General features: G+C 32.2%; 8 protein-coding genes and 5 pseudogenes. 1 reads left to right on the top strand and 12 read right to left on the bottom strand.

Features of this window, described 5'->3' with window-relative positions; translation table 11 throughout:
- Nucleotides 1–422: 422 nt before the first annotated feature.
- The 6 genes and pseudogenes from EJF25_RS25295 to EJF25_RS25290 all read right to left on the bottom strand — a co-directional run.
- Nucleotides 423–1174: pseudogene (locus tag EJF25_RS25295) on the bottom strand (RHS repeat domain-containing protein); the annotation flags it as partial.
- A complete protein-coding gene (locus tag EJF25_RS01060; RefSeq protein ID WP_125039668.1) occupies nt 1134–2267 on the bottom strand; it encodes a hypothetical protein in 1134 nt (377 codons plus the stop codon). The pseudogene EJF25_RS25295 and the gene EJF25_RS01060, both read right to left, overlap by 41 nt.
- Nucleotide 2268: 1 nt before the next feature.
- Nucleotides 2269–3753, bottom strand: coding sequence for a JAB-like toxin 1 domain-containing protein (locus EJF25_RS01055; protein ID WP_306308329.1), 1485 nt, complete (start codon nt 3751–3753; stop codon nt 2269–2271).
- Between the two features lie 499 nt (nt 3754–4252).
- Nucleotides 4253–4504, bottom strand: coding sequence for a hypothetical protein (locus EJF25_RS01050; protein ID WP_125039666.1), 252 nt, complete (start codon nt 4502–4504; stop codon nt 4253–4255).
- Between the two features lie 114 nt (nt 4505–4618).
- Nucleotides 4619–5023, bottom strand: a complete 405-nt coding sequence (locus EJF25_RS01045; RefSeq protein ID WP_125039665.1) for a hypothetical protein — start codon at nt 5021–5023, stop codon at nt 4619–4621.
- Nucleotides 5024–5870: 847 nt separating this feature from the next.
- A pseudogene (locus EJF25_RS25290) lies at nt 5871–6918 on the bottom strand (RHS repeat domain-containing protein); the annotation flags it as partial.
- A gap of 62 nt (nt 6919–6980) precedes the next feature.
- Here EJF25_RS25290 and nadA point away from each other — a divergent pair.
- A pseudogene (gene nadA / locus EJF25_RS26440) lies at nt 6981–7574 on the top strand (quinolinate synthase NadA); the annotation flags it as partial.
- Between the two features lie 232 nt (nt 7575–7806).
- Here the strand turns inward: nadA and EJF25_RS01035 are convergent.
- The 6 genes and pseudogenes from EJF25_RS01035 to EJF25_RS26435 form a co-directional block, all read right to left on the bottom strand.
- Entirely contained in the window at nt 7807–8337 is a 531-nt protein-coding gene (locus EJF25_RS01035) for a hypothetical protein (RefSeq protein ID WP_125039664.1), read from the bottom strand.
- 4 nt (nt 8338–8341) lie between these two features.
- Nucleotides 8342–10615, bottom strand: coding sequence for an RHS repeat domain-containing protein (locus EJF25_RS01030; protein WP_235016664.1), 2274 nt, complete (start codon nt 10613–10615; stop codon nt 8342–8344).
- 104 nt (nt 10616–10719) lie between these two features.
- Nucleotides 10720–10938, bottom strand: a pseudogene (locus EJF25_RS01025) (IS5/IS1182 family transposase); the annotation flags it as partial.
- 127 nt (nt 10939–11065) lie between these two features.
- Nucleotides 11066–11485, bottom strand: coding sequence for a hypothetical protein (locus EJF25_RS01020; protein WP_125039663.1), 420 nt, complete (start codon nt 11483–11485; stop codon nt 11066–11068).
- Nucleotides 11486–11593: 108 nt separating this feature from the next.
- Nucleotides 11594–11851 (bottom strand): hypothetical protein, encoded by a 258-nt coding sequence (locus tag EJF25_RS01015; RefSeq protein ID WP_125039662.1) that lies wholly within the window; start codon nt 11849–11851, stop codon nt 11594–11596.
- A gap of 737 nt (nt 11852–12588) precedes the next feature.
- A pseudogene (locus EJF25_RS26435) lies at nt 12589–13662 on the bottom strand (RHS repeat-associated core domain-containing protein); the annotation flags it as partial.
- Nucleotides 13663–14030 lie beyond the last annotated feature (368 nt).

The raw sequence follows: 14030 nt of genomic DNA, 5'->3' as shown, positions 1-14030 counted from the left end.
CCAGGCTTTGATCCTAACGCTCCAATGGGTTTTAGTGCTCGAATAGGTTGTCCCAAAAGAATCAAAGAAGGACCTATTAAATGCTTCCAATTATTACTATCACTAAAACCCATTCTTTGTTGGTTATTATTGTAATAATTTTGTACAACAGAACTATATTGGTGTATTTCATTAAGCATTGCTATTTTTTGAGATTCAGTAATGTCCCATTCTCCTTGCTTATTCCTAATAGTACTCACTTCTGATAATAATATACTTCCATCACTCAATCTACCTCCTATACCTTTATATTCTTCATAAATAAAAGTATTTAATTGGTCTATTAAAACACCTCCTCGCATATCATTTTCGATTTGGATCATATTAAAAAATCTTCCTATATCTTTTATATTATTTGTAGACCATCCTGAAGAAGTCTGAACCCATAAACCATTAGGATCTATATATAATATAGGATTATTCACACAATAATTGTATGGACTCAATGAATTATACTTTTCCGCCATCGGATCCACCACATGCCATCTACCTATCGCCGCGTCATACTGCCTTGCTCCGTAATCATACCAATCCAGACCATTGACCCTGTCCAGTTCCTTACCATTATATTTATAAGGTTGAATATTCGTAGAATTAGCAAATAATCCTCCGAATGGATAATAATGGTTTACTTCCTCCACTTTTCCATCTTTATCAACTACCACCCGGTTGTTTCCCTGATGATCCTGAATAAAATAATGAAATTTAGAATCATTCATCGTTATATATCCGTTCTCTGTAAGTACCTTTACCAACACCCCATTTTCATAGATCGCATTTTTATAGTAATCGGTAGTTACCGTATTACTTCCTGTTTCGTGTGTTGTTCGGAATTTCGTTCCGTTCGCCAAATACAGATAATTAATACTATTCCCACTTTCAAACTGTATCTTACTAGGCAAATCAAAACAATTATATTGTATTATGGTAATTTTTTGTTTAAATCTTTAGTTAAATTACCGTTTTCATCATAAATATATTATGTTTCCATATTTGCCCCGTCTTTGAATTCAAAACCATTTCCATAAACAGAACTTGTCGCATTATCCTTTACTGATTTTAATTGATTACCGTTATATGTCAAATTCAAATTATCAATCAGCCCATAAGTCAATGTCTTTAAACCAATAATATCTATATTTATCTACAGCGTATTTAGTTGATTCACCATCAGGATATATATTATATATACTGTCATTAACCCAAAAATTGTACCAATTAGTAATGGGATAATATATTTTAAATTTTTTATTCCAGATTGACTTATTAATAGTGTTAGGTATTTGAATGGATTTTGTTGGAATATAATAGATAGAGTCATAAAATAAATCATATAATTTGTGAGCATATTCTTTAGGGGACGTATCTTTTAATATGATAGACTGTTGGGCAGTCTTTAGATTAAAATTCATTTCTCCATGGGGAATAATTGAATATAGTCCTGGAGAACATTCGTGAAAATCACTATAATTATTATTAATTTCTACATTTGCAATAAGAGGCATAGAGTGTTCTCCATTTTTTATTATAAAACTACCATATAAATCAGGATTCAATCCTATTAGAATTGCAGAGTCTGATTTATTGAATATTGACATACTAATTAATATTTTGTCAGGAGAGGAAAATCTATTTGATTTTCTTTTTTTTCCATGGATATCTATACTTTGAATTACCATATCTATTATGACCGAATCCTGTTTTCCTTCGTTTAAATATCTGAGTTTTGGATATTCATAAGTATTAGTTCCGTATTTAATTTGTACAAAAGCTGATTTATTTGATTTTTTTTCCTTTGCATATATCCATATTCGTGAATCGACTTCTTGATAGTTAGGTATATCATCTTCGGATGTTATTCCTAATATTTTACAAATACTCTTATCACTTAATATTTTTTTTCCATGTAAATAAAATAAGATGTATTTATCTTTATATTTTATTGCATTTGTAGGTAAAATAAACCTGAGTTCATCTGTATTTCTACCAGTATCAAACGAAAAACCACCTTGTTTAGGCCATATACCATATATATGAACTTTTCTGTTATCAAACTGATAAACTTTTAGAGCTTTTCCACAATCCGGATAGAAATCTATTACAGATTTTACATGTTCCATAAGTACTGGGTCTATATCATTATTATTTACCCCCTGACAGTTACCTGTCAGGGGGATAATTAATGTTATTAGCGTATTTTTCAAAATATCAATTACTTTTTTTTTCATATTATTTAAATTGTTGAAGTATGTATGTTATTAAATCTTTCATAGAGTTTATTTTGATTGAATATGTCATACTATTTTCTTGGTCATAACCAATAATTTTTTGATCATCTCTAAAATAAATACTATATTTTACATCAAGTAATAATTTTGAGATATTCATGTCTGCTTCTGCTGCTTCTGGGGTGTATGGATGTGAATGAATATCAAATATTGGTTCAAAGTTAGGAAATAATGCATTTTCTACTTTAGTTAGTCCGTATATACCAGTAACTCTATTCTCATTATTATCTGTTCCTAATATAAATGTTTTTTTTCCATCCATATAGCCTCCTTTAAGAGTCCATTCTACATTTGTATTATTTTCTGCAAATAAAAAGACATTGGCAGCATCGTATGCTGAATTTGTTGTAGTGTATAACATACGATCTAAAGTATATTTTCCTTTATTCTTCTCTAATCCTTTTAATAATGATTTATCAAACACTTGGATACTTTTCCAATTTGGCTCTGGTTGTGTAGCTTTTGGACCATTAATACCACTTGCATACAAAACATCTACTATTCTATCGGTTTTACGCATCATATAAATAGCTCCATTTCTATTCAAAACATAATCGTCTTTTCCATCTACGTCAATTCTTATTATTGGGTTATTTTTACAATAAGTATACAATCCCCAATTGACATATTTCTCTCCTGATGGGTCCACTACATGCCATCTTCCTATTGTAGGATCATATTGCCTTGCTCCATAATCCAACCAATCCAGTCCATTAACCCTGTCCAGTTCCTTACCATTATATTTATAAGGTTGAATATTCGTAGAATTAGCAAATAATCCTCCGAATGGATAATAATGGTTTACTTCCTCTACTTTTCCATCTTTATCAACTACCACCCGGTTGTTTCCCTGATGATCCTGAATAAAATAATGAAATTTAGAATCATTCACCGTTATATATCCGTTCTCTGTAAGTACCTTTACCAACACCCCATTTTCATAGATCGCATTTTTATAGTAATCGGTAGTTACCGTATTACTTCCTGTTTCGTGTGTTGTTCGGAATTTCGTTCCGTCTGCCAAATACAGATAATTAATACTATTCCCACTTTCAAACTGTATCTTACTAGGCAAATCTAAACAATTATATTGTATTGTGGTAATTTTTTTGTTTAAATCTTTAGTTAAATTACCATTTTCATCATAAGTATATTCAGTCTCCGCATTCGCCCCGTCTTTGAACTCAACCCCATTTCCATACACCGCAATCGTAGCGTTATCTTTCACCGCCTTCAGCTGGTTCCCGTTGTAAGACAAAACAAGATTATCAATCAAACCATAAGCGGTTGCCGTCGTCTGCCCGTAACGCGAAAGCCCCAGAATATTCCCCTGTTTGTCATACCCAGTGATCTGCTCGTTGAAACGATTGACATTCAATGAAAGATTATTTCCTTTTCTATAAGTAGTATTTTTCAATCTTACCAATTTGATATGTATGAATTTATATCCTTTTATAATAGGTTTCCCGTTTTCTATATCATGTGATATTATAATGGGATGTTCTATTACAGTTGCATTGATGTAGAACAACGTCTCAGTGAAGTAGGGATTTGAAATAATAGATGATGCTTATTATGCAGTTGTTAAATATATCTTCATCACTTTTTTTTATGAAAAATACCTTGATATAAATTGTCTATAATTAAGCAACCTATATCAAGGTAATACAAAAATTGTAATTATATAGAATGTAAACTTACAGTTATTAAGTTTTATAAAATATTGCAGTGAAATTATTCTTGATATTTTGTATATATTATTTTGTGACTTTCTGTTATATTAGCTACTATATTTTTTTCTGGAATACTAAAATCCCAATTACAATTATAAACATCTTCATCTTCTGAAATAGATGTAATAATATTACATAATACATTAACTAAAATATTATTTTCAAAATGAAGTTTTACATCATATTGTGGAGTTAATTCGTAATATAGAGCTTTCTTCCAATTAATTTTTCTGCATTTTTATTCATATTTCCTATTAGCGGTGTTCCATCATCCCAACTAGTTGTTATGACAATTCCATTATCTTCAATTCTCCAAGTGCAATTAATAGTATAAAATGCTTTATTTTCAAATTCAATTATTAAGATAGAACCAGCACCACCACTGGTTCTGCTATAAGTAACTGTTTTATCAATTGCTTTTGATAATAAATTTTGTATATTCATTTTGTTGATTTCTGGAATATTAATATATGATGATAATAATTGATCGTCATAGTATCGTTATTCATTAATGATACTGTTATAATTTGGTGGAATATCGTTATCTTTTGGAAATAGTTAAAAGAATAGTTGTATTAACATTGCAATTGTAAAGTAGAATATACATCCAAAGAATGTCCATTTGCATAGTTCTTTTCCTCGTTTTTGGTATCCAAACATCATAAGTCCAATTCCTATTATAAAAAATAATAAAACAGGAAAAATAAATGCTATTATTTTTATTGATTTAGGTAAAGGTACTTGCAGTTTTTTATTCTCTGTTTCTTTCTCAATTTCTATTAGTTTTTCTACCTTATTAGTGAAGTCTTCATACATTGAAGCAGAAATATTCCTTTTCATTAATTCATCTTTTGCTGCAACAATGGCTTCCGGTTGATAATATTTTTTTTCTGACGTGGTGATACGAATTAATTCTATATCATCTTTTTTTTCCATTACTGTAGAGAATTTATTTTTTTCCATATTTCTAATATTGAAAGATTATAATTTTAGTATTTTCAAGTCTTAGTATTTTGAATATGAATCAGATGAACCATCTGATTCATATTCTATATTTTAATGACTGGGACAATTTGTAATAATTGTAGGTCCAAAAATTATTATAATTGAAGCAACTCTCCACTTAATTATAGTGGTTTCGTTATCTTCAGGCAATACTTCATTTATAAAAGATTGCTTTTAGATCCTTTAAATAACCATCTAATGAATGTGCCAATAATATCTATAATTATCATTTTTCTTCATTTGTTGTTGTATTGGTAATATGTAAAAGTATATTTATTTTATCGATTATTTTTTGAAATGTTTTTGGTTTTCTACTTATTTCTTTGTATTTATTCACTTCACTGTTATAAACTCCTTTTTTGTTTTTTATTAGTATATGAGTATTTTCATTTTTGTACTTATACCAAGAAAGTGGCTTTAATTCTTTTATTAAATTAGAGCTAGGAAACCATGTTGTAAGGACATCAATAGCACCTCCTGCTTTTTCATCTGGAGTAACAGAGGATCCCGACCACGTTCTTCCAGTCATCCATATTTTAGGAGAATTTATCATTGAATATGCAGATGATTTAAAAAAATTATCCATCCACTCAATGGGATTTTTTACAGGTTCATTCAAAGTAAATTCTAAAATACTAAAAAAACTATCTACCTGTTTGATAGTCGCATAACTACCTGTTCGTTGCCATAACCAAAATTCATCTTCAGATAACCGTACTCTTTTATTTCCATAGTCAATATATTTTTGCCTTCCTATGAAAGTGTTATGAAACCAATTGTTATTAGTGTTTTTTTGATAAGTTCCATCAGGATTATAAATTACTTTCATTTTTCCGTCTGGATCAATGAAAGTAATGGGATTATTTCCACAGTATATAAATTGACTTTCAGAAAAATATTTTTCACTCATTGGATCTACTACATGCCATCTCCCTATCACCGCATCATACTGCCTTGCTCCATAGTCATACCAATCCAAACCATTGGCTCTGTCCAACTCCTTACCATTATATTTATAAGGCTGCACACCGGTAGAATTAGCAAACACTCCTCCGAACGGATAATAATGGTTTGTTTCCTCCACCTTTCCATCTTTATCCACTACCACCCTGTTATTTCCCTGATGATCCTGAATAAAATAATGTGGTTTAGCATCTTTAACCGTAATATATCCATCCTCTGTGAGTACTTTGACCAGCACCCCATTTTCATAGATCGCATTGTCACAGTAATCCGTTGTTACCGTATTACTTCCTGCAGTATGTGTGGTTCGGATCTTTGTTCCGTCTGCCGCATACGTATAAGCAATACTGTTTCCTCCTTCAAACTGTACCTTTTCAGGCAAATTTAAACAATTATATTGAATCAGTGTAATTTTCTTGTTTAAATCTTTATTCAGATTTCCATTTTCATCATAGGTGTATTCTGTTTCTGCGTTTGCCCCGTCTTTGAATTCAAATCCGTTTGCATATACTGTGCTTGTCGCATTATCTTTTACCGCCTTCAGTTGATTTCCATTATAAGATAGAGTAAGGTTATCTATCAAACTGTATCCAGTTTCTGAAATTTGTCCGTAACGTGATAATCCAAGAATATTTCCCTGTTTATCGTAGCCTGTTACCTGCTCGCTGAATCGATTTGTATTCAGTGAAAGATTATCTCCTTCTCCGTAAGCAGCATTTTTTATTCTTGCCAATCTGTCATAGGTGAATTTATATCCTCTAACAGTTGTTTCACTTCCTGCCTCCATGTCATGATGCTTATATTTCCATTATAACATCATCCGTATAATAGAGATTCTGTGAGAAATAGGGACTTTGTATGGCTATCATCCATCTTCTTATGTTGTATGACAGATTTTCTTTAGCACGTTCTCCATATTTTTTGGTAATCATTTCATAACTGATCTTGTCCACCTAGATATACTGTTATTTCATATGTCAATATACGATAGCTACTATAAAAACACTGACAGATGTTTCGTCAATGTAATGCAGATTGTTGAAAGCTTCCTAAAAGATGAGAAAATATCTTTGGACCTGATGGTAATATAGGTAATTATATCAACTCAATTACGAACTATAATATGTTACTTTGGGATGCTTCTTGTCATGTGCAAGCACAGAAAGATTGAAAAAAGAACATCCTGATGCAGTAATATTGGTCTCATCCTGAATGTAAAATACAGCGTTGAAATTGGTCGATATGGTAGGTTCTACAACTACGTTGTTGAAGTATGTGTAAGTTATCCTGCAAAGAAGTATGTAGCTAACGAATTAGGTATTCTAGATGAGATGCAGAAGAGGTGACAATAAATTATGTTTACATCCTTTCCTCTGAATGATAGTACATGTGCATGTAAATAGTGTAAAATATAATTAAATATGTTAGAGAAGTCCTATGAGTGTTTAAGGAATTAGTCTACTGAAATTACAATTGATCCGGAGGTATAAAAAATATAAAATCTATTCAACAGATGTTGGAGATTTTGGCAAAATTAGGGTTCTAATTTCCGTCATATTTTCATGTATCTTGTCATTACAAGAACTGTTGCATTACGTCATCTTTTTCACTTAACTTTTCTCGTATAGGTTACTAGAAAAATTATGAGTAAAAAAGATGACGATAGGCATTCTTTTTGAGGTATCATTAGAATAAAAGATGATAGAGAAAATCTTATGATATCTCAATTAAATTGTAAAAAAGATTTATATCAGGATAAAAAACAGATTATTTATAAATTAATAAAATAGAAGTTTCTTACTCATCTTTTTATAAATGGCAGTAATTTCTTTCTGACTTTTAAGATAATCTAATAAAAATAAAGCAAGTTTTTTTTTCTCATTTTCAAGCTTTTTTTCTTTTAAAAGAACTTCCAATTTTGTAATGTTTTTATTTAGAGTTCTTGTTTTAAAAGGAGCACGCAAATCCATAATAATAGAGACTGAATCCATATATACTTCATCTCCTATTTCACAATTTAATAACAAATGTATAAAAAAATCTAAATACTCACTATTTTTGTCTGTAGGTTCAATACATTCATTCAAAGAGAAAATCAGATTTCCTTTTTGATTCTCCCATTGTTTATCGTGTAATAGTTCGAAAAATAGATTCTCTACATCAGTAGTCTTGTAATAGTCAGTCAATAAAATTCTTGAATAATATTTCAGACTAGAATTACTAGAATACTTAACTTGATTTATTAGTTCTGAGATTTCTTTTTTTATTATCTGATCTTTAAATAAATAATCTTTTTTGTACTCATCCATATTATTATTTTACTTTAGGTTGTCCCATTTTTATCCATTCTTGATAGAGATCATTTAGTTCATCTGTCGTTGCATCTAAATCACCATCCTTTTTATAGTACTTATGAAACCATCGCTTAAATTCTTTAGGAAATTGTTTCATATTAGAATCTCTTACATATTGTTTCCCACCTCGAAATCCTTTACCGGGGAGTGGTGGAAAACCTATTTTAGGAGCTATTCCGGTAATTCTTCCTTGTAAGTTTACATTCCAAGTAAAAGTACCATCAAAATATTTAGTTCCTTCCAAAAAATGATTCGCTTTTAATATAAAACCATCTAAAGGTTCATAAACGAATGCTCCTTTATATCCTATACCTGAAAATGTAACAGGTTTTATATTAGCATCAAAACTGACTCCTATTATATTGATTTCTCCATTTATAATTTCTGTATAGCTACTATAGAATTTCTTCTTTTCGTCATTATAAACTAAATCAGCTAAAAAATCTGCATCTGTAGCATGATTCCAACTACTAAAATCAAATTGTTTGTTTCCGTTAGTCAGTGCATTGATAAAAGCAAAAATCTGATTTCGATCATTAGTGCTCCAATAATCTTTTCCATTAGGATCAATTCGACCAATAGGTTCATTATTACAGTAATTATATGGGCTTAGGCAATAATATTTCTCACTCATCGGATCTACTACATGCCATCTCCCTATCGCCGCATCATACTGCCTTGCTCCATAGTCATACCAATCCAACCCATTAGCCCTGTCCAACTCCTTACCGTTATATTTATAAGGCTGCACACCGGTAGAATTAGCAAACAATCCCCCGAACGGATAATAATGGTTTGTTTCCTCTACCTTTCCATCTTTATCCACTATCACCCTGTTATTTCCCTGATGATCCTGAATAAAATAGTGTGGTTTAGCATCTTTAACCGTAATATATCCATCCTCTGTGAGTACTTTTACCAGCACCCCATTTTCATAGATCGCATTGTCACAGTAATCCGTTGTTACCGTATTACTTCCTGTAGTATGTGTGGTTCGGATCTTTGTTCCGTCTGCCGCATACGTATAAGCAATACTGTTTCCTCCTTCAAACTGTACCTTTTCAGGCAAATTTAAACAATTATATTGAATCAGTGTAATTTTCTTGTTTAAATCTTTATTCAGATTCCCATTTTCATCATAGGTGTATTCTGTCTCTGCGTTTGCCCCGTCTTTGAATTCAAATCCGTTTGCATATACTGTGCTTGTCGCATTATCTTTTACTGCCTTCAGTTGATTTCCATTATAAGATAGAGTAAGGTTATCTATCAAACCGTATCCGGTTTGAGAAATTTGCCCGTAACGTGATAATCCAAGAATATTTCCCTGTTTATCGTAGCCTGTTACCTGCTCGCTGAATCGATTTGTATTCAGTGAAAGATTATCTCCTTCTCCGTAATCAGCATTTTTTATTCTTGCCAATCCGTCATAGGTGAATTTATATCCTCTAATAGTTGTTTCACTTCCTGCCTTCCATGTCATGCTACTTATATTTCCATTATAGCATGGAATTCCTTTTCCATCCGTATAATAGAGATTCTGTGAGAAATAGGGGCTTTGTATGGCTGTCATCCATCCTCTTATGTTGTATGATAGATTTTCTTTTGCACGTTCTCCATACTTTTTGGCTGTCATTCTTCCTACTGCATCATATTCATAACTGATCTTATCCGTTGCCGTACCATTCCATTTATATTCCTTGGTTAGCATTCTTCCACGATTATCATACGTATAAGCTGTTTCCCATGAATTCGTTCCTATTGCTTCTCTCTGTTTCAATGTATTTCCTAAGAAGTCGTAGACAGTATTGATATAACTCAATCTTTTTTGTGGATGATTGGATGCCGTTTGTACCGGTCGGCATTGGTCATCATAATAGGTTGTAGACGTTATCCATTCATCTGTTCCGAGAACTTTAATTTTGGTACTTGTTGTCAATCCTGATACACTTTGATAATAACCCTGACTGTATCCACTGAATGCAGTGAACGGATGTGCTGTCACTTCTCCGGTCGCTATGTAATTATCATATATGGTATATTGCAGGGGAGTCTTTGTACCTGTCGGCAGATAACTCTCTTTTTTCCATGCTTCCTGCTGTAATTGTTTATGTGTGGATGCATTGGAAGTTACTATTTCTCCGCTTTCAACCGCTCTATTTTGACTGTCGTATACAAAGTAGCTCCATTTCTTCGCATTGGCTGCCCGTTGTTTTCCATCTTGGGCCAATGCCAATCTATTCTGCCAATCGTACACCAAATAAATCGGGCTACATTCCTGAAATCATTTTACAACCATATGGTCTAGTCGGTCGTACTACTAATAGTAAGCTAGTTTTTCCAGAATAATACCTTCAGAAGCATACGAGGATAATATACGAGACAGCCACTGCCTTTATAAGTGGACAACAACGGACTTATGTCAAGCTCATCAACAATCTGATTGACAAGCCTAACCGGAGCATCCGAAGAAAAATTTTCATCAAGACGGAAAGGAAATAATAAATCCATGCTTTGAGAATACTCTTTAAATTGTATATTTGCACTATCGATTAATATGCTCTAAGATAATTATTTTAGAGCGAATAAAAAAGTCCAAGCTTGCGAAAGTTAGAACTTTTGCACAAAAAAGTAGAGGGTACCCTTTTCGGACACCCTCATAAACTTTTCTATATTTTATTCCTTTTTAGAGTGCTCCCATATAATCGTTCCTTTTTTTCTCTTTTTTTATCTCTTTTTCTGCGGCTGCTATGGTTTCCGGTTTATGATATTTTCTTTCAAAAGTTACAATGTCAACTAATTTAAAATCATCTGCTTTCTTTAGATTTACAGGATCTGGTATTACTAAAAGCAAATCTTTCTTGTCCATGGCCATTTTCATTAGATCATCTATGACTTCTTTATCTTTAATTTTTTCTTCCAATGACTTTCTAATATTTTCTTCTTTATCTTTTGAATTAGCAATGTCTCGAAGTAGTTCAATAATTAAATACCATTCTTTGCTTGATATTATTTCTTTTTCTTCTTTTTTACCAAGAATAGTCCACATTTCTATATAGCCTTCATAGTGCTTATAGACTTCAATTTGTTTTTTATTAATCATCATTATTCTATTGTATATTTTATTGTAGAAAACACTGCCGAAACTATGAATTAACACTCGATTCGGCAGATGAAAAATGATTTTGGATAAAAATTTAATCAATTTTATGACTTATAAAGAAACGTATTTCTCATATGTTTTAGCCATTTCTATTAGTTCATCTACAGTTTCTTTATCTTCAACTTTTTCTTCTAATAACTTTCTAATATCTTTTTTAGAATTAGCTATCTCTATAAGTAATTCACCAATTATATTCCAGTCATCTTCTGATATATTTTCTTTTTCTTCTTTTGTACCAAGTAATATCCATATATCCATATATCCTTGATAATCTTTGAAAATTTTTACTTGTTTTTTATTAATCATCATTATTCTATTGTATGTTTTATTATTTTGATATTGTTTTGATTTAAAATGGGTAATTCTATTGTTTTCCATACACTGTTAGTTACAGTATTTTTTGAATCGATAAATACATGAACAGTCCCTTTTGCTCCTTTCGCATATGCAGCAGATAGTCTTTGCCACATTTTAGCAGATTCAACAGGTGACATATCTTTTACTAAATTAGTTAAATTTTTGCCAGCACGAGTCATATTAAGTGTTGTCATTCCATTAGATGAAGCGTATTCCATAGCAGCATTCATTGCTTTTTCTTTACCAGACCAAAAAACTCTAGTTTGTTTAGCAACTTTATTTGTTTGAAAAATCTTAGATATCCAGTTTAATGCACCGCTAGCTCCAATTTTTCCAATACCCCAAAATGCAGCTTTTCCAATTCCTGCCCCGACAAACGATGTTGCAGCAAGTTTTACCGCATTTTCTTCCAAAGGACGTAGTACCGCATCTATTTGCCTGCTGTTAATTGTATTAAACAGTCTTGATTGATCATATATTCCCAGCGGACTATGTTTTCCCAGCAAATATTTTTGCATCCTCAGGTCTCTCTGTATGGTTGAGAATATGTCCATTTGAGGCTCTGATATATATACAATTGTATTTTGATAGTAGTTTACAAAACCTCCTCCGAACATAGGTGAAGAAAATGTGCTTCCTATATTTTTCGCACCTTTAATTTCCCTACTTCCTGCTTCCCAAAAGACACCTCCTTCTTCATTTTTATACCAGTCCATTCCATTCGGGTCCGTATTGTTTACAGGATTGTTACCGCAATAATCATACGTGCTTAGACCATGGTATTTTTCGCACATCGGGTCCACCATGTGCCATCTGCCTATGGCTGCATCATACTGTCTTGCCCCGTAATCATACCAATCCAGACCATTGGTTCTATCTAACTCCGTCCCATTATATTTATATGGTTGGATATTTGTAGAGCTAGTATATATCCCTCCGAATGGATAGTAATGATTTGTTTCTTCTACTTTTCCGTCTTTATCCACTACCACCCGGTTGTTTCCCTGGTGGTCCTGTATAAAATAGTGTGTTTTGGCATCTGTAACCGTTAAATATCCGTCTGCTGTAAGAACTTTGGTCAGTATCCCATTTTCATAGATCGAATTGGTACAATAATCAGTAGTGAGTTTAGTATTTCCTGTTATGCGTGTTGTCCGTAGTTTTGTTCCGTCCGCTGTATACAGGTACGAAATACTGTTTCCCTCTTCAAATTGTACCTTACTTGGCAAATCTAACCAATTATATTCAATCAGTGTAATTTTTTTGTTTAAATCTTTAGTTAAGTTCCCGTTTTCATCGTAGGTGTATTCTTTGTCTGTATTTGCCCCGTCTTTGAATTCAAATCCGTTTCCATATACATTGTTCGTCGCATTGTCTTTGATTGTCTTGAGCTGGTTTCCGTTGTAGGATAATACAAGATTGTCTATAACACCGTATGTCGATGTTCCCGTCTGTCCATACCGAGATAATCCCAGTATGTTTCCTTGTTTGTCATATCCGGTCACTTGCTCGTTGAAGCGGTTCATGTTGGTTGCAAGTGTTGTCCCTTCTCCATAAGTGGCATTCTTTAACCGGGAGAGCCCATTATATGTAAATTTATATCCTCGCAATGTAGTTTCGCTTCCTGCTTTCCATGTCATACTGCTTATATTTCCATTGTAGCAGGGTGTTCCCATTCCATCGCTGTAATGCAACGTTTGTGAAAAGTAAGGACTCTGGAGACTTGTCATCCATCCACGAATATTATACACAAGAGTTTCTGTAGCACGCGTTCCATACTTTTTGGCAGTCATTTTGCCTAACGTGCTTTATTCATAATTGATCTTATCCATAACTTTTCCGTTTCAAGTTCATTTTTTGGTTAGTATTCTTTCGATTGTCAGTCGTAGATTGTATTGAGAAATCGTGAAATTGAAAGTGGAGAAATCACAACTTCAGTTGCATTGATACACAAATAGTTGCAACAGGAGGTATGGAAACAGGAAAAGTATTTACCTGCAGGTAGAAAGACTCTGTCACAATACATGGTATACGATAACTATAAAGCAATCCAAACCGTAACAGCAGGGGTATATTCTTTTTTTCGAATATACCTATAATACATCTATAAGAACATTCAATAAGATATACT

The sequence above is a fragment of the Bacteroides faecalis genome (assembly GCF_003865075.1).
GTDB lineage: Bacteria > Bacteroidota > Bacteroidia > Bacteroidales > Bacteroidaceae > Bacteroides > Bacteroides faecalis.
Note: the sequence above shows the minus strand (reverse complement) of the source record. Positions and strands in the feature narration are given on the sequence as shown.

Excerpts from the sequence above, each read along its gene's own strand:
- EJF25_RS01045 (WP_125039665.1), bottom strand. The coding sequence starts at position 5,023 with ATGGAAAAAAATAAATTCTCTACAGTAATGGAAAAAAAAGATGATATA.
- EJF25_RS01015 (WP_125039662.1), bottom strand. The coding sequence starts at position 11,851 with ATGATGATTAATAAAAAACAAGTAAAAATTTTCAAAGATTATCAAGGA.
- EJF25_RS01050 (WP_125039666.1), bottom strand. The coding sequence starts at position 4,504 with ATGAATATACAAAATTTATTATCAAAAGCAATTGATAAAACAGTTACT.
- EJF25_RS01060 (WP_125039668.1), bottom strand. The coding sequence starts at position 2,267 with ATGAAAAAAAAAGTAATTGATATTTTGAAAAATACGCTAATAACATTA.
- EJF25_RS01035 (WP_125039664.1), bottom strand. The coding sequence starts at position 8,337 with ATGGATGAGTACAAAAAAGATTATTTATTTAAAGATCAGATAATAAAA.
- EJF25_RS01020 (WP_125039663.1), bottom strand. The coding sequence starts at position 11,485 with ATGATGATTAATAAAAAACAAATTGAAGTCTATAAGCACTATGAAGGC.